Annotated in this window: 18 protein-coding genes and 1 riboswitch; of the genes, 10 read left to right on the forward strand and 8 right to left on the reverse strand. The window is 64.2% G+C overall.

The genetic code is table 11. From position 1 onward, the window contains the following. Nucleotides 1-12: 12 nt before the first annotated feature. On the forward strand, nucleotides 13-372 hold the full coding sequence (locus AAFG07_RS39240) for a VOC family protein (protein WP_342724930.1): 360 nt from the start codon (nucleotides 13-15) through the stop codon (nucleotides 370-372). 164 nt (nucleotides 373-536) lie between these two features. Continuing rightward, nucleotides 537-953 (forward strand): SRPBCC family protein, encoded by a 417-nt coding sequence (locus tag AAFG07_RS39245; RefSeq protein WP_342724931.1) that lies wholly within the window; start codon nucleotides 537-539, stop codon nucleotides 951-953. Between the two features lie 162 nt (nucleotides 954-1,115). Here the strand turns inward: AAFG07_RS39245 and AAFG07_RS39250 are convergent, their stop codons facing one another. The 3 genes from AAFG07_RS39250 to AAFG07_RS39260 all read right to left on the reverse strand — a co-directional run bounded on the left by AAFG07_RS39250 (nucleotide 1,116) and on the right by AAFG07_RS39260 (nucleotide 5,104). Continuing rightward, on the reverse strand, nucleotides 1,116-2,558 hold the full coding sequence (locus AAFG07_RS39250) for an MATE family efflux transporter (RefSeq protein WP_342724932.1): 1,443 nt from the start codon (nucleotides 2,556-2,558) through the stop codon (nucleotides 1,116-1,118). A 119-nt stretch (nucleotides 2,559-2,677) separates the two neighbouring features. Next, a complete protein-coding gene (locus AAFG07_RS39255) occupies nucleotides 2,678-3,727 on the reverse strand; it encodes a hypothetical protein (protein ID WP_342724933.1) in 1,050 nt (349 codons plus the stop codon). Nucleotides 3,728-3,997: 270 nt separating this feature from the next. Beyond that, complete coding sequence (locus AAFG07_RS39260; protein ID WP_171947862.1) at nucleotides 3,998-5,104, reverse strand: 2'-deoxycytidine 5'-triphosphate deaminase; 1,107 nt, start codon at nucleotides 5,102-5,104, stop codon at nucleotides 3,998-4,000. 133 nt (nucleotides 5,105-5,237) lie between these two features. After that, nucleotides 5,238-5,317: riboswitch (SAM riboswitch) on the forward strand. A gap of 76 nt (nucleotides 5,318-5,393) precedes the next feature. Between AAFG07_RS39260 and AAFG07_RS39265 the strand changes: the two genes are divergently transcribed. Beyond that, the gene (locus AAFG07_RS39265; protein WP_342724934.1) at nucleotides 5,394-6,602 is read left to right on the forward strand and encodes an O-succinylhomoserine sulfhydrylase; all 1,209 of its coding nucleotides are present in this window, start codon (nucleotides 5,394-5,396) and stop codon (nucleotides 6,600-6,602) included. Nucleotides 6,603-6,766: 164 nt separating this feature from the next. Here AAFG07_RS39265 and AAFG07_RS39270 read toward each other — a convergent pair whose 3' ends face one another. The 5 genes from AAFG07_RS39270 to AAFG07_RS39290 all read right to left on the reverse strand — a co-directional run bounded on the left by AAFG07_RS39270 (nucleotide 6,767) and on the right by AAFG07_RS39290 (nucleotide 14,328). Further along, complete coding sequence (locus AAFG07_RS39270) at nucleotides 6,767-7,540, reverse strand: SDR family oxidoreductase (RefSeq protein ID WP_342724935.1); 774 nt, start codon at nucleotides 7,538-7,540, stop codon at nucleotides 6,767-6,769. A gap of 121 nt (nucleotides 7,541-7,661) precedes the next feature. Further along, nucleotides 7,662-8,807 carry a pimeloyl-CoA dehydrogenase small subunit gene (gene pimD / locus AAFG07_RS39275; RefSeq protein ID WP_342724936.1) on the reverse strand — a complete coding sequence of 382 codons (1,146 nt, stop codon included), beginning with the start codon at nucleotides 8,805-8,807 and terminating at the stop codon, nucleotides 7,662-7,664. A gap of 188 nt (nucleotides 8,808-8,995) precedes the next feature. Beyond that, a complete protein-coding gene (gene pimC / locus AAFG07_RS39280; protein WP_342724937.1) occupies nucleotides 8,996-10,186 on the reverse strand; it encodes a pimeloyl-CoA dehydrogenase large subunit in 1,191 nt (396 codons plus the stop codon). A gap of 180 nt (nucleotides 10,187-10,366) precedes the next feature. Then, nucleotides 10,367-12,055 carry a dicarboxylate--CoA ligase PimA gene (pimA, locus tag AAFG07_RS39285; RefSeq protein WP_342724938.1) on the reverse strand — a complete coding sequence of 563 codons (1,689 nt, stop codon included), beginning with the start codon at nucleotides 12,053-12,055 and terminating at the stop codon, nucleotides 10,367-10,369. Between the two features lie 176 nt (nucleotides 12,056-12,231). Beyond that, a complete protein-coding gene (locus AAFG07_RS39290; protein WP_342724939.1) occupies nucleotides 12,232-14,328 on the reverse strand; it encodes a 3-hydroxyacyl-CoA dehydrogenase NAD-binding domain-containing protein in 2,097 nt (698 codons plus the stop codon). 170 nt (nucleotides 14,329-14,498) lie between these two features. Here AAFG07_RS39290 and AAFG07_RS39295 point away from each other — a divergent pair, with 170 nt between their 5' ends. From AAFG07_RS39295 to AAFG07_RS39325, 7 genes are all read left to right on the forward strand, one after another. Further along, nucleotides 14,499-15,365, forward strand: coding sequence for an IclR family transcriptional regulator (locus AAFG07_RS39295; protein WP_097676740.1), 867 nt, complete (start codon nucleotides 14,499-14,501; stop codon nucleotides 15,363-15,365). A gap of 69 nt (nucleotides 15,366-15,434) precedes the next feature. After that, nucleotides 15,435-16,232 carry an ABC transporter ATP-binding protein gene (locus AAFG07_RS39300; RefSeq protein WP_050406254.1) on the forward strand — a complete coding sequence of 266 codons (798 nt, stop codon included), beginning with the start codon at nucleotides 15,435-15,437 and terminating at the stop codon, nucleotides 16,230-16,232. Further along, nucleotides 16,229-16,942 (forward strand): ABC transporter ATP-binding protein, encoded by a 714-nt coding sequence (locus AAFG07_RS39305; RefSeq protein WP_097676739.1) that lies wholly within the window; start codon nucleotides 16,229-16,231, stop codon nucleotides 16,940-16,942. Before AAFG07_RS39300 ends, AAFG07_RS39305 begins: the two co-directional genes overlap by 4 nt. Nucleotides 16,943-16,954: 12 nt before the next feature. Further along, a complete protein-coding gene (locus AAFG07_RS39310) occupies nucleotides 16,955-17,833 on the forward strand; it encodes a branched-chain amino acid ABC transporter permease (protein WP_163160471.1) in 879 nt (292 codons plus the stop codon). 2 nt (nucleotides 17,834-17,835) lie between these two features. Next, the gene (locus AAFG07_RS39315) at nucleotides 17,836-18,852 is read left to right on the forward strand and encodes a branched-chain amino acid ABC transporter permease (protein WP_342724940.1); all 1,017 of its coding nucleotides are present in this window, start codon (nucleotides 17,836-17,838) and stop codon (nucleotides 18,850-18,852) included. Nucleotides 18,853-18,881: 29 nt separating this feature from the next. After that, nucleotides 18,882-20,111 (forward strand): ABC transporter substrate-binding protein, encoded by a 1,230-nt coding sequence (locus tag AAFG07_RS39320; protein ID WP_092119463.1) that lies wholly within the window; start codon nucleotides 18,882-18,884, stop codon nucleotides 20,109-20,111. Nucleotides 20,112-20,229: 118 nt separating this feature from the next. Beyond that, complete coding sequence (locus AAFG07_RS39325) at nucleotides 20,230-21,456, forward strand: ABC transporter substrate-binding protein (RefSeq protein WP_342724941.1); 1,227 nt, start codon at nucleotides 20,230-20,232, stop codon at nucleotides 21,454-21,456. Nucleotides 21,457-21,608: the final 152 nt, after the last annotated feature.

The raw sequence follows: 21,608 nt of genomic DNA on the forward strand, positions 1-21,608 counted from the left end.
TGGAGCCCCATCATGTACGACCATATCGGATTGCGCGTCGCCGACCTCGACGCCAGCGTGCGCTTCTACACCGCGGTGCTGGCGCCGCTCGGCTTCGTGCTCTGCTCGCGCGACGACAGCGGCGCAGGCTTCGGCCCGAAGGGCGAGCCCGCGCTCTGGCTGCATCTGCACAAGGGCAAGACCCAGGGCGGCGCGCACATCGCGTTCCGCGCGGCGAGCCATGACGCGATCAAGAAATTCCACACCGAAGGCCTGAAGGCCGGCGGCAAGGACAACGGTGAGGCCGGCCATCGCAAAGACTACAGCCCGACCTACTACGCGGCGTTCCTGCTCGACCCCGACGGCAATAATGTCGAGGCCGTGTCCACGTAAGTAACGCCACGAACTCCGCTGTCATTGCGAGCGGAGCGAAGCAATCCACATCGCCGCATATGACGAGCGTGGATTGCTTCGTCGCTTCTGCGCAAAATTGCTTCGCAATTTTGTCGCGAGCTCCTCGCAATGACGCCAAACCCAAACTCAAAGAGGACCTAACGATGGCTTCAATTCACAAGGACATCCCGATCGACGCGCCGGCCGATCATGTCTGGGACGCACTGCGCGATTTCGGCGCGCTGCATACCCGGCTGGTGCCGGGCTTCGTCACCGACACCAACCTTGACGGCGACGTCCGCACCGTCAGCTTCGCCAACGGCACCGTGGCGCGCGAAACGCTGGTCGATTGCGACGACAAGCGACGACGGCTGGTCTATGCGATCACCAGCGAGCGGTTGAAGCAGCATTCCGCCTCGGTGCAGGTGTTTGCCGAGGGCGATGCGCGCTGCCGGGTGGTGTGGATCGCCGATGTGCTGCCGCACGAGGTCGCGCCCTATATGGACGCGCAGATGGACCTCGGCGCGGCCGCGATGCAGGCCGCACAGGCCCGGTCGGCCAGGGAGAAGAACGCGGCGTGACCAACCCCATCACCGTCACCCTGAGGTGCTCGCGAAGCGAGCCTCGAAGGGCGACGGCCCAGCTGGATCCGCGAGCGCTGTGACCGCATGCCCTGACGCATCCGCGCCGTGCATCCTTCGAGGCTCGCTTCGCTCGCACCTCAGGATGACGGGTTTATTAGCTCAAGACAACGCCGGTTGCGCCTCGGCGGCTGGTGCAGATCGGCCCCAGCGCGTCAGGATCACGCTGAGGCAGGAGAGCACGCCGAGCACGCCCATCGATGCCGCGGCGAGTGTAAAGAAATCTTGCGCACTCGCCTCATGCGTGGACAGCCACCAGCCGCCGGCGCCGATGAAGATCAGCCGCGCGGTCTGCGCCAGCACCGGACCCAGCACTTTCGCAGCGCCCTGCGAGGAGAAGTACATCGACATTGCGAGGCCGATGAAGGCGTACATCGGCGCGGCGGTCGACAGGTACTGATGGCTGGTCGCCCGGACATGCGGATCGTTGGTGAAGAGGTTGACCCAGAGATCGGGGAAGACGGCGATGAAGCTGCCGACCACGCCGACCGCGAGGAACGACAGCGTGCCCGCGGTCCAGGCAATCCGCCGCGCCCGCGCGACGCGCTCGGCGCCGACGGCCATGCCGATCATCGGCACCGAGGCGATACCGACCGCGAACGCCACCGACGTCAGCATGAATTCGAGCCGCGCGCCGATGCCGTAACCGGCGAGCACCGCGGTACCGAACTGCGCCAGCATGTGGGTGAAGATCGAGATCGTCAAAACCGATTGCAGCGGCGAGAAGCAGGAGACCGCGCCGACCCTGAGGATGTCGATGAACATCGCCCATTGCACGCGCAGCCCCTTGAGCTTTGGTTTCACGCGGGCGCGGCCCGAGAACAGATACCAACCCATCACGCTGATGCTGATCGAATAGGCGATCAGCGAACCCGCCGCGACGCCGCGCATGCCGAATTGCGGCACCGGCCCGAGGCCGAGCCCGAGCGTGCCGCCGAGAATGATCTGGCACACCGCCGAGGACAGGATCATGGTCGACGGCAGCTTCATGTTGCCGGTGCCGCGCAGGATGCCCGCCATCGTGTTCATCAGCCAGGGCAGGATCGCACCGCCGAAGAACACTTGCGAATAGGCGATCGCATTCGCCAGCACGTTGCCGCGGCCGCCGAGCAATTCGAGCAGGCGCGGGCCGAAGATCAGCATGCCCAGCATGAAGGTGGCACCGAACGTCAATCCGATCAGCAGCGCATGCATTGCAAGCGTCGAGGCGCGCTCGATCTCGCCGGCGCCGAGCGCGCGCGCGATCGCGGATGCGACGCCGCCGCCCATCGCGCCACCGGACATCGTCATGGTCAGGATCACGCAGGGAAACACCAGCGCCATCGCCGCCAGCGACTCGACGCCGAGCCGGCCGATATAGGAGGTTTCCGCGATCACCACGCAGGTGCCGGCGGAAAGCGCGATCACGTTCGGCCATGCCAGCCACAGCAGCGTGCGCAAAATCGGCCCGTCGAGCAGCGCATTGCGCGCCGGCCTGGTTACCGGCGGCGGCAGCGGCCGTTCTTGTTCGTCGACAGGTATTTCGGCGAGGCCGAGGTCGGACATTTCTACTCCCACGCGCGATCTGGGGAGCCGCGCCATGGTGTTTCCCTACCATGGCGAACGCGGATTCCACGTGCGCGGGACGCAAGGGGGGCCTGCGCGATTGCAGGTGAACCTCTGGTCTAGCCGATCGACCAAACGAACGGCGCGCCGGCGGCGCCATTCGGCTTCAGATGCACCGGAATATGCCGTCCGCAGCCGGCCGCCAGCCCTTCGAACAGGCCTGTCAGGACGCTGGCGCAGGCCGGATGATAATCGGCCACGTCGGCCATCAGCTTCCAGCCCTGCTGGCGGATCTCGAACTGACCCTCGGACTCGCTGATGTCAGCGATGTCATCCTGCGACTCGAGGAGCACGCGCAGGAATGCGGCAAATTCCGTGGCACGGCCACGGCGGCCGCCGAGCGCCTGCGCGACCTCGTCGAAATACTGCATGCCAATCAGTCTGCCGGTGAGATGCAGCAGATAGCTCGCATCCTCTGGGCCAAACACCTGCACGATGACGGGCGCGGCCGTCTTCACATATTCCATCGCGTAGTTGCGATACGCCTTTTCCAGCCGCGGCTTCGGCCAGCTGTCGACCGGCAATGCCGGCGCGGTTCTGGAATCGAACAGCGGCGCCTCGAGATGGCGCGCGAACACCAGGCGCTGGTCGAGTTCGAGCGGGTGATCGTATTCGCAGTAATAGCCCTCGAGCCCGTCCTGGCCGTCGACGCTTTGCTTGGTGCAGACGAAGCCGAGCCTGAGATCGCCGAGCGCGACACCGTTGTTGGCGTGCCAGCCGCGCAGCATCGCGCGCGAGACCTCGCCGGGTACGCCGCAGATCGCCGTGCCCTTCCAGATCCAGCGCGGCGGCGGATAGCGGATCCAGGCCTTGCGGTCGGTCTCGTACATGTATTCGACATGCACGCCGCCGATCCAGTTGGAGAGATAGTGATATTGCGCGGCCGCGACCGCGGGCGGCAGGCCGTCGAGGCCGAGCTTCTTCAAGCCGGGCAGGAAGCGCTCCTGCTGCTGGCGGCGAAACACGCGGAAGACGAACTCGGCGGCGTCGGCGGTGCCGCGGCGCGTGACCACGGTGAGGATCAGCCCGGTGAAGAAGGCGTGATAGAGATCGGCGACGCTGCGCCACTTCCGCCACTGCGCTTCTTGTGGGCTTTCACTTGCAGTCATCTTCGCTCCCGAGCTCTTGTTGGCGAGGTCGAGCTCGCATGCGCGATCGTAGCCCGGATGCAGCGAAGCGCAATCCGGGACAGCTCAATCCGCATATGCACCGTCCCGGATTTCGCTTCGCTTCATCCGGGCTACGGAATTACGCACGCGCGGTGTCATCGCCCGACTTGATCGGGCGATCCAGTATTCCAGAGACAGTTGTGATCGATCGAGAAGCCGGGGCGTACTGGATTCCCCGCGTTCGCGGGGCATGACAGCGGAGGAATTCCGCTACACGCGAAAATGCTTGGAGAGCTTCAGGCCCTGCGCCTGGTAGTTCGAGCCGATGCGCTGGCCGTAGAGCGCGTCGGGGCGCTCGAGCATGCGTTCATAGACGAGGCGGCCGACGATCTGGCCATGCTCGAGAATGAACGGCACCTCGCGCGAGCGAACTTCCAGCACGGCGCGCGCGCCCTTGCCGCCGGCGCCGGCATAGCCGAAGCCGGGATCGAAGAAGCCGGCATAGTGGACACGGAATTCGCCGACCAGCGGATCGAACGGCACCATCTCCGCGGCGTAATCCGGCGGCACCTGCACCGCCTCTTTCGAAGCCAGGATGTAGAATTCGCCGGGATCGAGGATGAGGCTGCCGTCGGGCCGCGCCTTGATCGGCTCCCAGAATTCCTCGACCGAATAGCCGCCGCGGCGATCGACATCGACCACGCCGGTGTGGCGCTTGGCGCGATAGCCGACGAAGCCGCCCGAGTTCTCGCCGGACAGATCGACCGAAAGCGCGACGCCATGGGTGAGATCGGCATTGTCGGCATCGACGAGCCGCTCGGCGGCATGCAGCGCGTCGAGCTCGTCGGCGGTCAAGGTCGCCTCGCCGATCCGGAAACGGACCTGGCTGAGCCGCGAGCCCTCGCGCAGCAGCACGGGGAACGTCTTCGGGCTGATCTCGGCATAGAGCGGGCCGTGATAGCCGGCGCCGATCATGTCGAAGCGACGGGTGCCGTCGGCGATCACGCGGGTGAAGACGTCGAGCCGTCCGGTCGAGCTCTTCGGGTTGGCCGCGGCCACGATCTCCGGCGGCAGCGCGAGGCTTTCCAGCAGCGGCACGATGTAGACGCAATTGGTCTCCAGCACCGCGCCGTCGGAGAGATCGATCTCGTGCAGCTTGAGCTGGTCGATCCGCTCGGCGACGGTGGCATCGGGCCCCGGCAGGAAGCTGGCGCGGACGCGGTAGGCGATGTCGCCGAGGCGCAGGTCGAGGCTCGCCGGCTGGATCTGGCTCTCGACGAAGTCGTAGGCGGGCAGAATGAGGCCAGCCTCCGCCATCTCCGCGATCATGCGGTCGGGCAGGATTCCGTTGGATTCATCTTCCAGCGTGAACGACACGGTACGGTCCCTCGGCGATCCCTCGAGATGGCCCAAAATCAACCTCTGCGCGGCCATCAGGCCCCCAAATATAGGCTTTTACGGGTTATCCGATGACCGTCTTGACGGAAAGGGCGCGAGGGAATATCAGCTCCACTTATCCCGTGGTGATTTGAGCCGGCCGGCTTGCAGCCACGTTAAATAAGTCGCTAAACAGGCCGGGGACAGTGTGATCCCGGCTTGTGGAGGTTTCTCCAGGCCGGTTTTTTTGTGGCCAGTTTCCGAGGGAAATGGCCACTTCGGAGGTCACATGTCTGAGTCCAAGTCTTCTGAACCCAAGTCTACCGCCCACCTTCGTCCTGAAACCCGCCTCGTCCATGGCGGCACGCTCCGCTCGCAATTCGGGGAGACGTCGGAGGGGCTGTTTCTCACCCAGGGCTACGTCTACGACACCGCTGAGCAATGCGAGGCGCGCTTCAGGGGCCAGGATCCCGGCTTCATCTATTCGCGCTACTCCAATCCAACCATTGCGATGTTCGAGCGCCGCATGATCGAGCTCGAGGGCGCCGAAGCCGCGCGCTCGACCGCGACCGGCATGGCCGCGGTGACGACCGCGATCCTCGCGCCGTTGAAGGCCGGCGATCATTTGGTGGCGTCGAAGGCGCTGTTCGGCTCCTGCCTCTATGTCGTGCAAGACCTGCTGCCGCGCTACGGCATCGAGACGACGCTGGTCGACGGGCTCGACCTCGACCAGTGGCAGCGCGCCTTGCGGCCGAACACCAAGACCTTCTTCCTGGAGAGCCCGACCAATCCGACGCTCGACGTGCTCGACATCGGCGCGATCGCAGAGATCGCGCATAGCGGCGGCGCACGGCTGATCGTCGACAACGTGTTCGCGACGCCGATCTGGCAGAGCCCGCTGTCGCTCGGCGCCGACGTCGTGGTCTATTCCGCGACCAAGCATATCGACGGCCAGGGCCGCTGTCTCGGTGGCGTCATCCTGTCGTCGGAAGCCTTCATCGCCGAACACATCCATAATTTCATGCGCCAGACCGGCCCGTCGCTGTCGCCGTTCAACGCCTGGGTGCTGTTGAAGGGGCTGGAGACGCTCGGCATCCGGGTCCGCGCGCAGACCGAGAACGCGGCGAAGATCGCCGAGGCGCTGGCGAACCATCCGAAGATCACACGGCTGGTGTATCCCGGCCGCCCCGATCATCCGCAGGCCGAGACGGTGAAGAAGCAGATGGGCGCCGGCTCGACATTGGTCGGCTTCGAGGTCAAGGACGGCAAGGCCGGCGCCTTCCGCTGCCTCAACGCGCTGAAGATCTCGCGCATCTCCAACAATCTCGGCGATGCCAAGAGCCTAGTTACGCATCCCGCGACCACGACGCATCAGCGCCTGGCGCCGGAGGCCCGCGCCGAGCTCGGCATCAGCGAGGGTTTCATTCGCTTCTCGGCCGGACTCGAGCATCCCGACGACCTGATCGAGGATTTTGAACGGGCGCTGGAGCAGGTTTGAGGTCTGGGTAGAAGAACCAACGGGACTGCGCCCCTCTCCCGCTAGCGGGGGAGGGCTGGGGTGGGGGCTCTCTCCACGAGTCACATCGTGGAGAGAGCCCCCACCCGCCACGCTTCGCGTGTCGGCCTCCCCCGCAAGCGGGAGAGGCGAAGAAGCAAGCCGCTTTACGTCGCCGCGGTCGTCACGCCGCCATCGACCACGATGGTCTGGCCGGTCATAAAGGTCGAGGCGTCGGAGGCGAGATAGGCTACCGCGCCCGCGATCTCGTCGGGCTCGCCGATGCGGCGGAGCGGCGTCGACGCGGTGCGGCGCTTCAGATTGTCCGGGTCCTCCCACAGCGCGCGGGCGAAATCGGTCTTCACCAGGCCGGGCGCCACGCAATTGACGCGCACGCCCTTCGGGCCCCATTCGCCGGCGAGGCTGCGGCACAGCGCAAAGTCCGCCGCCTTGGAGATGCCGTAGGCGCCGATCACCGTAGAACCCCGAAGTCCGCCGATCGAGGAGATGATGACCACCGAGCCCTTGCCGCGTTCGGCCATCTGCGGGATCGCCAGCGCGGAAAGCCAGATGTTGCTCTTGACGTTGGAGCCCATGATCTTGTCGAAGGCCTCGTCCGAGATGTCGAGCAGCGGGCCGTAATAGGGATTGACCGCGGCGTTGCAGACCAGGATGTCGATCTTGCCGTAGTGCTTGATCGTGCCGGAGATCAGACCCTCGACCTCCGCGCGGCGCGCGATGTTGCAGGGGATGACGAGCGCATCGCCGCCCGCCTGCTTGATGCCGTCGGCGACTTCCTGGCAGGCATCCGCCTTGCGCGAGGAGATCACGACCTTGGCGCCGAGTTTTGCGAGCAGCTCCGCCGAGGAGCGGCCGATGCCGCGGCTCGAGCCGGTGACGACCGCAACCTGGCCGGTGAGATCGAACGGGGTGTTCTTCATTGTTGTTTTCTCCCTGTTTGTTTCGAACGTCATTGCGAGGAGCGTAAGCGACGAAGCAATCCATCTTTCCCGACGCGGTGAGATGGATTGCTTCGCTGCGCTCGCAATGACGATAGTGTGCTTACGCCAACAGCCCGCCGCCCTCGCTGACGCGACGGAGGTGGTAGTCGGTATCGCCGAGCGTGTTCTCGATCATGGTCAGCCGCTTGAAGTAGTGGCCGATCTTGGCTTCCATGGTCATGCCGATGCCGCCATGAAGCTGGATCGACTGCTGGCCGACGAACTTCAAGGACTTGCCGACCTGCACCTTGGCGGCCGCGACCGCGGACGAACGCTCCTTGGCATCGCTGAAATCCGACGCCATGGTCGCGAACATCGACATGCTGCGGGCCTGCTCCAGCGCCACGAACATGTCGGCGGCGCGGTGCTGCAGGCTCTGGAACGAGCCGATCGCAACGCCGAACTGCTTGCGGGTCTTGATGTACTCGACGGTCTCCTTCAGCGACTCGTCCATCGCGCCGACGGCTTCCGCGCACAGCGCAATGCGGGCTTCGTCCGCGACGCGCTCGATCAAGGGCAGGCCGTTTTCGGGATCGCCGATCGCGGCATCCGCACCGACCTCGACATTGGTGAAGGTGATGTCGGCCGCGTGCAGACCGTCCTGGGTCGGATAGCCCTTCTTGGTGACGCCCTTGGCGTCGGCCGGAACCAGGAACACGCCGATGCCGGTCTTGTCGCGCTGACCGCCCTTGATGCGCGCGGTCACGATCAGCGTGTTGGCGTTCTCGCCGTTGAGCACGACGAACTTCTCACCGTCGATCACCCAGCCACTGCCCTTCTTCTTGGCCGTGGTCACGACGTCAAACAGGTCGTAGCGCGAGTTCTTCTCGAGCTGCGCGAAGCCGAAGGTCTTGCTGCCGTCGATGATGCCGGGGATGTACTTGGCCTTCTGCTCGGCCGAGCCGCCATGGCGCAGGAAGCCGCCGGCGACCACGACGGTGGCGAGATAGGGCTCGACCACCAGCGCCTTGCCGAGCGCTTCCATCACGATCATAGTCTCGACCGCGCCGGCGCCGAAGCCGCCATCGGTCTCCGCGAAGGGCAGACCAAGCAGGCCCTGCTCGGCGAGCTTGCCCCAGAGCGCTTGGCTCCAGCCGCCCTTCTCCTTCATGTACTTCTTGCGCGCATCGAAGTCGTAGGCATCCGCCAGCAACCCGTCGACGCTTTCCTTGAGAAGCCGCTGCTCCTCGGACAGATCAAAATCCATGTTCGTTCCTTTAATTCGAAGACGCTTCACGCCCAATCGGTCGATTCGTCATTCCCCGGTGCGCAATTGCGCACCTGTGGATGGCCCGAAGGGCCAGACCCGGAATCCATTCGACCACACACCTTGCGGGAAGATGGATTCCGGGCTCTTCGCTACGCGAAGCCCCGGAATGACGATAATGGTGAGACTTAGAGCCCCAGCACCGCCTTGCTGATGATGTTGCGCTGGATCTCGTTGGAGCCGCCGTAGATCGAAACCTTGCGGTTGTTGAAGTAGCTTGGCGCGATCTGTGCGGTCCAATCCATGCTCTCGTTCGAGCCGGCATCGCCGTGCTCGTCGTAGGGCGCGGCGAACGGACCGATGATCTCCATCAGAAGCTCGGTGGTGGTCTGCTGGATTTCCGAGCCCTTGATCTTGAGCACCGAGGAGGCCGGATTGGGCTTACCCTTGCCGTGCTTGCCTTCGTCGGCGACGACGCGGAGCTGGGTGAGCTCGAGCGCCTTCAGCTCGATCTCGCAGGCCGTGAGCTTTTCGCGGAACGCCGGATCCTCGATGACCGGACGGCCGCCCGCTTCGACCTTGGAGGCCAGCGCGCGGATGCGGCGCAGCCGCTCCTTCGACACGCCGACCCGGGCGATGCCGGTGCGCTCATTGCCGAGCAGGAATTTTGCGTAATCCCAGCCCTTGTTCTCTTCGCCGATCAGGTTCTCGACAGGCACTTCGACGTCGTCGAAGAACACCTCGTTGACCTCGTGGCCGCCGTCGATGGTCTGGATCGGGCGCACGGTGACGCCCTTCGACTTCATGTTGAACACGATGAAGGAGATGCCCATCTGCTTCTTCGCGTTGTTGTCGGTGCGGCAGAGGCAGAAGATCATGTCGGCATGCTGGGCGAGCGTGGTCCAGGTCTTCTGGCCGTTGATGATCCACTTGTCGCCACGGCGCTCGGCCTTGGTCTTCAACGAGGCAAGGTCCGAACCCGAGCCCGGCTCCGAGAAGCCTTGGCACCACCAGTCGTCGACATTGGCGATGCGCGGCAGATATTCCTTCTTCTGCTTCTCGTTGCCGAAGGTGTAGATGACAGGGCCGACCATGCTGACGCCGAAGGCCAGCGGCTGCGGCGCGGGGTAAGACTGCAGCTCTTCGTTGAAGATGTAGTGCTGCACGGTGGTCCAGCCGGTGCCGCCATATTCCTTCGGCCAGTGGGTGACGCCCCAGCCCTTCTTGTTGAGGATGCGCCACCAGGTGACCATCTCGTCCTTTGACAGATGGCGGCCTTCCTGCAGCTTGCGCCTTGTATCCGGCGGCACGTTGTTCTTGAAGAACTCCCGTACCTCCTCGCGAAACGCTATCTCTTCCTTGGTGAAAGCGAGATCCATCGGATCCTCCTTTTAAAAGTTCAACTGCTTCTTTCCCGGTCGTCCCGGCGAATGCCGGGACCCATAACCACCGGCCATCGCAATTGGCAAAGCCGGCTGCCGCATGTGCCCAAAGCGAAGCCGCGGCGTATGGGTCCAGGCCTTCGCCGGGACGACGGATTCATTGCACCATATCGTCCATCATGAGCGCGATCCTGATGCGGTTTGTTGCGACTTGGTTGGAGATGTCTTGGGCTGCTGCTGACGCAATTCGTGACGCGACAGCTTGCCGACCGGGGTGCGCGGCAGCTCGTCGACGAACTCAACCGCGGCCGGCAATTCATGCTTGCCGACCTTGCCGGTGAGGAATGTGCGCAGCTCGTCGATCGAGAACACTTTCTCGCCGTCGCGCAGCTTGATGAAGGCCTTTGCCGACTCGCCGCGGTAATCGTCGGGGATGCCGATCACGATCACCTCCTGCACGGCGGGATGCGTGTAGATCGCCTGCTCGATCATCTGCGGATAGACGTTGAAGCCGCCGGAGATGATCATGTCCTTCTTGCGGTCGACCAGATAGAAATAGCCGTCGGCGTCCATGTAGCCGATGTCGCCGGTCAGGAAGCGGTCGCCGACGAAGGCCTCCGCGGTCTCCGCCGGCCTGTTCCAGTAGCCTTTGGTGACGTTCGGGCCGCGGATGCGGATTTCGCCGACCTCGCCGACCGGCATCACCCTGGTGGAATCCTCCAGCGACACCACGTCCATCTCGATGCCGGGCAGCATCAGCCCGATCGAGCCCGGCTTCTCCGGCCCTTCCTTGGGATGGCCGGTGCCGGGCGAGCAGGTCTCGGTCATGCCCCAGCCGCTCTTCAGCTTCATGCCGACGCGGCGCTCGAAGATCTTGGCGACCTCGACCGGCAGCGGCGCGCCGCCGGAGCCGGCGACCACGAGCGAAGACAGATCGCGCTTGTCGAGGTCGGGCAGCGAGGCGATCGCGATCCACATCGTCGGCACGCCGGGAAACACCGTCGCGCGCTTGACCTCGATGTCGCGCATCACGGCCTCGACGTCGAAGCGCTGATGCAGCGAGATCAGATGGCCGCGCCGGATCACCGACAGCAGCACGACGGTCAGCGCATAGATATGAAACAGCGGCAGCACGCAGATCACGCGCTCGATCGCGTTGCGTTCGAGCCGCCCCGGCTTGCCCCAGACGTCATAGATCGACACCGCCGCGGTGAGATTGCCGTGGCTGAGCATCGCACCCTTGGGCAGGCCGGTGGTGCCGCCGGTATATTGCAGCAGCGCGACGTCCTCGACGTCGACGGCGGGCCATTGCGACGGCTTGACTGCGCCGTCGATGAACTGGCGGTGCGTGATGATCGCGGGATTGTCGGGCAGCGCGGCTTGCGGTGTGCCGACCTTGCCCCAATGGTCGTCCTCGCAGACGATCAGGCGGTCGAGCAGCCCCTTGGCGAGGAATTTCAGCGCGGTCGGCAACAGCGCCGACAGGTTGCTGGTGACCAGCACGCGTGCGCCTGAATCGGAGAGCTTGTGCGACAGCGCGATCTCGCCGTCGAGCGGCGACAGATGCACGACGCGGGCGCCGGCCTTCAGCGCACCGAAGAAGTTGATCGGATGGTCCGGCGAGTTGCCAAGAAACAGCGCGACCGAGGTGCCCTTGCCGTAACCGGCCCGCATGAACGCCGCGGCGGCGGTCTCGACCAGCGCCTGGAGTTCGCTGTAGCTGATCTGCCGATCGCGGAATTCGAGCACCGGACGCGCGCCGAACTCGGCGGCGGCATTCGAGAGCAGGTCCGGCAGCGTGCCGCGCGTGATCTCGTCGCTCCACTGCACGCCCTTGGGATAATATTGTTCGCCGGGATAGGTCATGGAAACGTTCAACACCTGTCAGGTGAGCATCGGCGTGTGGGCTCCCCTCCCCCTTGTGGGGAGGGGTTGGGGAAGGGGGTTCACGCGGGCAGTGCCGATGCGGCCACCCCTCTCCCTAACCCTCTCCCACAAGGGGAGAGGGAACCCGAACACCGAGCCAGTGGCGCCAAGAAAGATCACGCCGCCTTCGACGCCGCGGCGAGCGAGGCGAAGGTCTTGCCTTCGTCGGCGAGCTTCTTGAGCAGCGGCGCCGGCTCGAGCGAGGGATCGTTGGTCTCCTTGGCGTAGAAGGCCAGGCGATCGGCGATGTGCTTGAGGCCCACGGTGTCGGCCCAGAACATCGGGCCGCCGCGATAGATCGGCCAGCCATAGCCATAGAGCCAGACCACGTCGATATCCGACGGCCGCGCCGCGATGCCCTCGGCGAGGATCTTCGCGCCTTCGTTGATCATCGGGTACATCATGCGCTCGAGGATCTCGTCGTCGCTGACGACGCGCTTCTTGCGGCCGAGGCGCGCCAGCGTCTCGTCGATCAGCTTCTCGACCTCCGGATCGGGCAGCGCCGCGCGCGAGCCCTGCTCGTACTTGTAGTAGCCCTTGCCGGTCTTCTGGCCGAAGCGGCCGGCTTCGCACAGCGCGTCCGCGATCTCCGACTTGATGCCGCGATCCTTGCGCGAGCGCCAGCCGATATCGAGACCGGCGAGATCGCCCATCGCGAACGGGCCCATCGGCATGCCGAACTTGGTGACAACCGCGTCGACCTGCTGCGGCAGTGCGCCTTCGAACAACAGCTTCTCGGATTGCTTGCCGCGCTGCGCCAGCATGCGGTTGCCGACAAAGCCGTCGCAGACGCCGACCACGGCCGGCACCTTGGCGATCTTGCGCGCGATCGACACGGCGGTGACCAGCGCATCGGGCGCGGTCTTGTCGGCGCGCACGATCTCGCACAACTTCATGACGTTGGCCGGCGAGAAGAAGTGCATGCCGAGCACGTCCTGCGGACGCTTGGTCGACTGCGCGATCTCGTCGATGTTGAGGTAGGAGGTGTTGGAGGCCAGCACCGCACCCGGCTTGGCGTACTGATCGAGCTTGCCGAACACTTCCTTCTTGACCGCCATGGTCTCGAACACCGCCTCGATCACCAGATCGGCGTCGCCGATGTTCTCGATGCCGACGACGCCGTTGATCAGCGCCATGCGCTTGGCGGGCGCGTCCGCCGGGATGCCGCCGCGCGCGGCGGTCGCCTCGTAGTTCTTCTGCATGATGCCCAAGCCGCGCTTGAGCTGCTCCTCGCCGGTCTCGATCAGGGTGACCGGGATGCCGGCATTGGCGAACGACATCGCGATGCCGCCGCCCATGGTGCCGGCGCCGAGGATGGCGACGCGCGCCACGTTGCGGCCCTTGGTGCCTTCGGGAACGCCGGAGATCTTGGCGGCCTCGCGCTCGGCGAAGAACGCGTAACGCTGCGCCTTGGACTGCTCGCCGTTCATCAGCTTGAGGAAGCCCTCGCGCTCCTTCTTCAGGCCCTCATCGAACGGCAGGTCGATCGCGGCGCCGACGGCGTCGGCGGCTGCGAACGGCGCCTCGAGGCCGCGCGACTTCTTGGTCAGCGCGGCGACGGCATTGGTGAAGATCGAACGGTCGGCCTTGGCCGCGGCGAGCTTAGAGTCGTCATCGCGCAGCTTGCGCAGCGGACGCTTCTCGGCGACCACCTTGCGCGCAAATGCCTCACCGCCCGACGCCGGCCCCTCGACGATCTCATCGATCAGACCGGCCTTCAGCGCGGCGTCCGCACCGATCGGATCGCCGCCGACGATCATCTTGACCGCGAGTTCGGGACCGACCGCGCGCGGCAGGCGCTGGGTGCCGCCGGCGCCCGGCAGCAGGCCGAGCTTCACCTCGGGCAGACCGAGCTTGGCGTCCTTGGTGGCGACGCGATAGTGGCAGGCCAGCGCGACCTCGAGGCCGCCGCCGAGCGCGGTGCCGTGGATCGCGGCAACGATCGGCTTCGGCGAGCTCTCCATCAGGCTCAGCACTTCGGCGAGGCCGGGCGGCTTCGGCGGCTTGCCGAATTCGGTGATGTCGGCGCCGGCGATGAAGGTGCGGCCGGCGCAGGTCAGCACGATCCCCTGAACCTGCGCGTCATCGATCGCACTCTTGATGCAATCGAAGATGCCGCCGCGCACGGCAGCGCTCAGCGCGTTGACAGGCGGACTGTTAACCGTGACGACGGCAATATTGTCATGACGTTCGAGCTTGACGACTTCACTCACCGGGACTCTCCCTGGATGCTTGTTCTTGAACTTGCGTTGAGTAGCTGCACGACTTGCGTCGAGCGGCTAGGATTAGACCAATTTCGCACTGCGAAATTTAATTCCACATCTTGACACGGAGGGTTATTTTGAAGCACGAGCCTTGTCAACGAGCATGACAAGGGCAGGGAATGAAGCGCGCCAGCAAGAAAGCAGCGACCGATCGCAATTTCGTCGTCGCGCTTTCCCGTGGACTGGATGTCCTGCGTGCATTTCAACCCAATGACGGGCTGCTCGGCAATCAGGAGATTGCAGCCCGCACCAAGTTACCGAAGCCAACCATTTCCCGGCTGACCTACACGCTGACCAAGCTGGGATACCTTACACCTGTACCGAAATTCGAAAAGTATCAGCTCGCACCGTCGGCGATGGCGCTCGGCTACGCCGCGCTCGCCAATCTCGGCGTTCGGCATTTGTCCGAGCCGTATCGAGAAGAAGTGATGCGCGCGACCGGCGGCGCCGTCGCAGTCGGCGGCCGCGACCGTCACAGCATGATCTATTTCGGCCAGAGCCGGAACGGCCTGGCGCTCGGCGTGCAGCTCGACGTCGGCTCGCGGGTGCCGATCGCAACCACCGCGATGGGCCGTGCCTATATTTGGGCATTGCCACCCGAAGAACGTGCCGCTCTACTGCGTGAGCTGCGGGATCACTATGGCAGCCGCTGGGCCAAGATCCGCGACGGCATCGAGCGCTCCGGCGAGACGGTGGCGAAGCACGGCTTCACCCTGTCGACCGGCGACTGGCAGAACGACGTCGCCGCAGCCGGCGTTGCGTTGAAATTGAACGACGGAACCGGTCCTTACGCCTTCAATTGCGGCGCGCCGGCATTCCGCTTCACGGAAGATAGATTACTCAACGACATTGGACCTCGCCTTGTCGCGATGGTAAGGAACATCGAGCAGGCGCTCGGTGGAATAGCGCCGCAATCCAAAAAAGAACAAAGCAAAAAGTCTAGAGTAGGAGGGAAAGTTGCACGTTTGGCCGAGGGGATCAGATAGCCTCCATCGCGTCCGGCGAAATCCATCGCAGGGCCGCTCGCACCGCTCAGAGATGGCGGGCGAGACGAGATGACGCAGGCACAGCTCGCGCAGGGGAATGATCCCCTGCTCGCGGTTCGCGACGTCAGCGTCGTGTTCGGCGGCATCATCGCACTGAATGGCGTGTCGTTCGACATGCGCCATGGGCAGATCCTCGGCCTGATCGGACCGAACGGCGCCGGCAAGACGACGCTGTTCAATTGCCTGTCGCGGCTCTACCAGCCGTCGTCCGGCGATATCCTGATGGAAGGCAAGAGCATCCTGTCGCGGCCGCCGCACCGGATTGCCGAGATCGGCATCGGCCGCACCTTCCAGAACGTCGCGCTGTTTCCCAATCTCTCCGTGATCGACAATGTCCGCGTCGGCGCGCATGCCCGCACCTCCAGCGACATCGTCAGCGACTCGCTGCGTCTCGCCTGGGTTCGCCGCGGCGAGAGCGACATGAACAAGAAGGTGCACGACATCCTCGGCTATCTCGATCTCGAGGACGTCGCCCACACCGTGGTCTCGGGACTTCCGTTCGGCACCCAGAAGCGCGTCGAGCTGGCGCGTGCCCTGGCCGCGGATCCGAAGATCCTGCTGCTCGACGAGCCGGCCGGCGGCCTCAATCACGAGGAAGTCTATGTGCTCGGCGATTTGATCCGCAAAATCCGCGATGACCGGAAAATTACGGTGTTGCTGGTCGAGCATCACATGGGTCTCGTGATGTCGATCGCCGACCACGTCGTCGCGCTCAATTTCGGCCGCAAGCTGGCCGAAGGCACGCCGGCCCAGGTCCAGGCCGACCCCGACGTCATCAAGGCCTATCTGGGGAGCAAGGACCAATGACCGCGATGCTCAACGTCAAGGACCTGCGCGCCTATTACGGTCAGGTCCAGGCCCTGCACGGCCTCAGCTTCTCGCTCAACGAGGGTTCGCTGACCACCCTGCTCGGCGCCAACGGCGCCGGCAAGACCACCACGCTGCGGGCGATCTGCAACATGGTGCGCTCGACCGGCGCGATCGAGTTCGAGGGCAAGCCGATCGGCACCCGTTCCACTGAAAACGTGGTCCGCCTCGGCATCGCCCATGTGCCGCAGGGCCGCGGCACCTTCACCAACATGACGGTGGAGGAAAACCTGCAGCTCGGGGCCATCAGCCGTTCCGACAAGAACGCCATCGGCTCCGATATCGAGCGGATGTACGAGCATTTCCCGGTGCTGAAGCAGCGCTACACCCAGCAGGCCGGCACGCTGTCGGGCGGCGAGCAGCAGATGCTCGCGGTGGCGCGCGCGCTGATGCTGCGGCCGCGCCTGATGCTGCTCGACGAGCCGTCATTCGGCCTCGCGCCGCTGATCGTGCGCGACCTGTTCCGCATCCTGGGCAAGATCAATCGCGAGGAAAAGGTGACCATCCTGGTGGTCGAGCAGAACGCGCAGCTCGCGCTCGAGCTCGCCGACCAGGCCTATGTGATCGAAACCGGACGGATCGTGATGTCGGGCAATGCCAAGGACATCGCGAACAACGAAGACGTCCGCAAATCCTATCTCGGCTACTGAGGAGCTGGCACAATGGAGCTTTTTGCCAACCAGGTCCTGGCCGGCATCGCCACGGGCGCGATCTATGCCTGCATGGCGCTCGCGGTCGTGATGATCTACCAGGCCATCGACCATCTGAATTTCGCCCAGGGCGAAATGGCGATGTTCTCGACCTTCGTGTCGTGGCAGCTGATGCAATGGGGTGTGCCATATTGGGGCGCCTTCGTGCTCACCGTCGCGTTTTCGTTTGCCGCCGGCATCGTCATCGAGCGGCTGCTGTTCAAGCCGCTGGCCAAGGCGCCGATCCTGACCAATGTCGCCGGCTTCATCGCGCTGTATGCGATCATCAACAGCGTCGCCGGCCTGATCTGGGACTTCACCATCAAGCAATATCCGACGCCGTTCGGCTCCTCGCCGTTCCTCGGCAGCCAGCTGATCTCGACCCACCAGGCCGGCATGATCGGCATCACGCTGCTGATGCTGGCCCTGCTGTTCTTCTTCTTCCGCTTCACCCGGGTCGGCCTTGCGATGCGGGCGGCCGCCTCGCTGCCTGAATCGGCCCGGCTGGTCGGCATCAACACCTCCTGGATGATCGCGCTGGGCTGGGGCATGGCGTCCGCGATCGGCTCGATCGCCGGCATGATGATCGCCCCTGTGGTGTTCCTCGAGCCGAACATGATGCTCGGCGTGCTGATCTACGGATTTGCCGCAGCCGTGCTCGGCGGCCTGACCTCACCGTTCGGCGCCGTGATGGGCGGCTTCCTGGTCGGCATCTTCGAGAACCTCGTCGGCACCTACATCCCCGGCGTCGGCAATGAGCTGAAACTTCCGATCGCGCTCGCGCTGATCATCGTCGTCCTGGTCGTTAAACCGGCAGGCCTGTTCGGCCGCGCCATCGTCAAGCGAGTTTGATCATGAGCGCCGCTGAAGACATCGTCACAGAAGCCCCCGCCGTCGAGGCTGTGCCCAAGCGTGCCATGACGCTGGGCTACGGCACCTCGCTGGTCGTGCTTGCCGCGCTGATCCTGATCCCGCTGTTCGTGAAGAACTTCATCATCTTCCAGATGACGATGCTTCTGATCTACGCCCTTGCGGTGATGGCGCTCAACATCCTGACCGGCGGAAGCGGCCAGTTCTCGCTCGGCCAGAGCGCGTTCTATGCCGTCGGCGCCTATACGTCGGCGATCCTGATGGAGCATGCGGGCATGAACTATGCCCTGACGCTGCCGGTCGCCGGCATCGTCTGCTTCGGCTTCGGCTTCCTGTTCGGCCAGCCGGCGCTGCGGCTATCCGGCGTCTATCTGGCGCTCGCGACCTTCGCGCTCGCCACCGCAATGCCGCAGCTGCTCAAGCTCGGCTATTTCGAGCACTGGACCGGCGGCGTGCAGGGCCTCGTCGTCACCAAGCCGGATGCCCCGTTCGGGCTGCCGATGGGGCAGGACATGTGGCTCTACTACTTCACCCTGGCGGTCTCGATCGGAATTTACGTCGCCTCGGTGAACCTGCTGCGCTCGCGCTCGGGCCGCGCCTTCATGGCGATCCGCGACAACGAAATCGCGGCTTCCGCGATGGGTGTCGACGTCGCGCTGTACAAGACGCTGGCGTTCGGCGTCTCGGCCGGCATCACCGGCGTTGCCGGCGGTCTCGGCGCCATCGCGGTGCAGTTCGTGGCGCCCGACGGCTACACCATCCAGCTCGCGATCTCACTGTTCCTCGGCATGGTGGTCGGCGGCGTCGGCTGGCTGCCCGGCTCGATCGTCGGAAGCGCCTTCATCATCTTTGTGCCCAACATGGCGGAGAGCATTTCCAAGGGCCTTTCCGGCGCTGTGTTCGGCGTGTTGCTGTTCCTCGTCATCTTCCTCGTGCCGCACGGCGCCAGGCAGGTTGCGATCGTTGCCCAGCAACTGGCCACAAAGTTCAAGAAAAACTAAGAATCTTTAGAACCAAACCAGGAGACATTATGCTTTCTACCGTTCGGATCGCCGCGATTTCCGCGGCGATCGTCGCTGTTGCCGCGACGTCCACTGCCGCATTCGCCCAAAAGAAATACGACACCGGCGCAAGCGATACCGAGATCAAGGTCGGCAACATCATCCCCTATTCGGGACCGGCCTCCGCCTACGGCGTGATCGGCAAGACCGAAGAAGCCTACTTCAAGATGATCAACGACCGCGGCGGCATCAACGGCCGCAAGGTCAATTTCGTCAGCTATGACGACGCCTACTCGCCGCCGAAGGCGGTCGAGCAGGTGCGCAAGCTGGTCGAGAGCGACGAAGTGCTGCTGGTCTTCAACCCGCTCGGCACACCGTCCAACACCGCGATCCAGAAATACCTGAATTCCAAGAAGATCCCGCAGTTGTTCGTCGCCACCGGCGCCACCAAGTGGAACGATCCGAAGAACTTCCCGTGGACCATGGGCTGGCAGCCGAGCTACCAGAGCGAAGCGCAGATCTATGCCAAGTGGTTGATGAAGGAGAAGCCCGACGCCAAGGTCGCGATCCTCTATCAGAACGACGATTTCGGCAAAGACTACCTCAAGGGCACCAAGGACGGTTTTGGCGCCAAGGCGGCCTCCAGCATCATCATGGAGGAGAGCTATGAGGTATCGGAGCCGTCGATCGACGGCCACATCGTCAAGATCAAGGCCGCCAATCCCGACGTGCTGCTGATCTACACCACGCCGAAGTTCGGCGCGCAGACCATCAAGAAGACCGCCGAGCTCGGCTGGAAGCCGCTGCAGATCATCACCAACGTGTCGGCCTCGGTCGGCAGCGTGATGCAGCCTGCCGGCTTCGACAACGCCCAGGGCGTGCTGTCGGCGGCCTACGCCAAGGACGGCGCCGACTCGCAGTGGAACAACGACCCCGGCATGAAGAAGTGGTCCGAGTTTCTCGACAAGTACATGCCGGGCGCCGACAAGACCGACGGCGGCTATGTCTACGGCTATGGCGCCGCGCAGACGCTCGCCAAGGTGCTGGAAATGTGCGGCGACGATCTGACCCGCGCCAATGTCATGAAGCAGGCGGCGAGCCTGAAGGACTTTACGCCGGACACCCTGCTGCCCGGCGTCAAGATCAACACCTCGGCCACCGACTTCGCCCCGATCGCCCAGCTGCAGATGCAGCGCTTCAAGGGTCAGAAGTGGGAACTGTTCGGTGACATCATTTCCGGCGACGTCCCCTCTGAGTGACGTTGCACTGCGGGAATAAAACAACAGCCTCCGCGATCACAGTCGCGGGGGCTTTTTGTTGACGCCCCGCGCCGATGGTATTGAATACTGCAAACTAAGAACTCGAGGTGGGGAAACCATGACTGCCGCACGTCCGTCCCTGACGGCGCTCCTGTCCGCATTGGCTCTGATCCTGACGAGCTGCAATGTCGCGCTGGCGCAGAAGAAATACGACACCGGGGCCAGCGACACCGAGATCAAGATCGGCAACACCGCGCCCTACAGCGGCCCCGCCTCGGCCTATGGCGTGATCGGCAGGACCGAGGCGGCCTACTTCAAGATGATCAACGAGTCCGGCGGCATCCACGGCCGCAAGATCACGTTCATCTCCTATGACGACAGCTACTCGCCGGCCAAGACGGTGGAGCAAACCCGCAAGCTGGTCGAGGACGACGAGGTCCTGCTGGTGTTCGGCTCGGTTGGTACAGCAACCAACGCTTCGATCCGGAAGTACATGAACGAGAAGCAGGTGCCCCAACTGTTCGTCGGTTCCGGCGGCTCCAAGTGGAACGACCCCAAGAACTATCCCTGGACCATGGGCTGGCAGCCGTCCTACCAGGACGAGGCGCGGGTCTACGCAAAATACATCATGAAGCACAAACCCGATGCCAAGGTTGCGCTGCTTTACCAGAACGACGATTTCGGCAAGGACTACCTCAAGGGCCTGAAGGATGCCTTCGGCGACAGGGCCTCGATGATCGTCGCCGAAGAAGCTTACGAGACGTCGGAGCCTGCGATCGACAATCACATCGTCAAGCTGAAAGCCGCCGGCGCCGACACCTTCATCAGTGTCACGTCACCGAAATTCGCGGCGCAGGCAATCAAGAAGGCCGCCGAGATCGCGTGGACGCCGTTGCAGTTCGTCGCCAATGTCTCAGCCTCGGTCGGCGGCGTCATGCAGCCGGCCGGCTTCGAGAATTCGCAGGGTATCCTGTCGGCGTCCTACCTCAAGGACGGCGCCGATCCGCAATGGGACAAGGATCCGGGCATGGAGAAATTCCTTGCCTTCCTCAAGAAGGACTATCCCGACGCCAACAAGCTCGACGGCGCCACCTCCTACGGTTACGCCGCCGCGCAGACCATGGCGCAGGTGCTGGAGATGTGCGGTGACGATCTCACCCGCGCCAACATCATGAAGCAGGCCGCGAGCCTGCAGGATTATGTCCCCGGCACGCTGCTGCCGGGCATCAGCATCAACACCTCGGCCACCGACTTCGCGCCGATCAAGCAGTTGCAGCTGATGCGCTTCAAGGGCGAGAAGTGGGAGCTGTTCGGCGACATCATCTCGAGCGGGCTCAGCAACTAGGACGACGCACCACCTCCATCGCAAACGCTTCGCGTGTGTCGCGAAGCGCTTGTGCGGCACCGGCTTTCCTCGCAACACGTTCGACTAAATGACGCCTTCCGCGGCAGCGCCGCGGGGGGCTTTCTGTTGCTGGCACCTGACGAAAGGTATTC

Origin of the sequence: Bradyrhizobium sp. B097 (assembly GCF_038957035.1) — a bacterium.
GTDB lineage: Bacteria > Pseudomonadota > Alphaproteobacteria > Rhizobiales > Xanthobacteraceae > Bradyrhizobium.

What these genes read in the sequence shown, in the direction of transcription:
- AAFG07_RS39240 (WP_342724930.1), top strand. Translation starts at nt 13, where the DNA reads ATGTACGACCATATCGGATTGCGCGTCGCCGACCTCGACGCCAGCGTG.
- AAFG07_RS39245 (WP_342724931.1), top strand. Translation starts at nt 537, where the DNA reads ATGGCTTCAATTCACAAGGACATCCCGATCGACGCGCCGGCCGATCAT.
- AAFG07_RS39250 (WP_342724932.1), bottom strand. Translation starts at nt 2,558, where the DNA reads ATGTCCGACCTCGGCCTCGCCGAAATACCTGTCGACGAACAAGAACGG.
- AAFG07_RS39255 (WP_342724933.1), bottom strand. Translation starts at nt 3,727, where the DNA reads ATGACTGCAAGTGAAAGCCCACAAGAAGCGCAGTGGCGGAAGTGGCGC.
- AAFG07_RS39265 (WP_342724934.1), top strand. Translation starts at nt 5,394, where the DNA reads ATGTCTGAGTCCAAGTCTTCTGAACCCAAGTCTACCGCCCACCTTCGT.
- AAFG07_RS39270 (WP_342724935.1), bottom strand. Translation starts at nt 7,540, where the DNA reads ATGAAGAACACCCCGTTCGATCTCACCGGCCAGGTTGCGGTCGTCACC.
- pimD (WP_342724936.1), bottom strand. Translation starts at nt 8,807, where the DNA reads ATGGATTTTGATCTGTCCGAGGAGCAGCGGCTTCTCAAGGAAAGCGTC.
- pimC (WP_342724937.1), bottom strand. Translation starts at nt 10,186, where the DNA reads ATGGATCTCGCTTTCACCAAGGAAGAGATAGCGTTTCGCGAGGAGGTA.
- pimA (WP_342724938.1), bottom strand. Translation starts at nt 12,055, where the DNA reads ATGACCTATCCCGGCGAACAATATTATCCCAAGGGCGTGCAGTGGAGC.
- AAFG07_RS39295 (WP_097676740.1), top strand. Translation starts at nt 14,499, where the DNA reads ATGAAGCGCGCCAGCAAGAAAGCAGCGACCGATCGCAATTTCGTCGTC.
- AAFG07_RS39300 (WP_050406254.1), top strand. Translation starts at nt 15,435, where the DNA reads ATGACGCAGGCACAGCTCGCGCAGGGGAATGATCCCCTGCTCGCGGTT.
- AAFG07_RS39305 (WP_097676739.1), top strand. Translation starts at nt 16,229, where the DNA reads ATGACCGCGATGCTCAACGTCAAGGACCTGCGCGCCTATTACGGTCAG.
- AAFG07_RS39310 (WP_163160471.1), top strand. Translation starts at nt 16,955, where the DNA reads ATGGAGCTTTTTGCCAACCAGGTCCTGGCCGGCATCGCCACGGGCGCG.
- AAFG07_RS39315 (WP_342724940.1), top strand. Translation starts at nt 17,836, where the DNA reads ATGAGCGCCGCTGAAGACATCGTCACAGAAGCCCCCGCCGTCGAGGCT.
- AAFG07_RS39320 (WP_092119463.1), top strand. Translation starts at nt 18,882, where the DNA reads ATGCTTTCTACCGTTCGGATCGCCGCGATTTCCGCGGCGATCGTCGCT.
- AAFG07_RS39325 (WP_342724941.1), top strand. Translation starts at nt 20,230, where the DNA reads ATGACTGCCGCACGTCCGTCCCTGACGGCGCTCCTGTCCGCATTGGCT.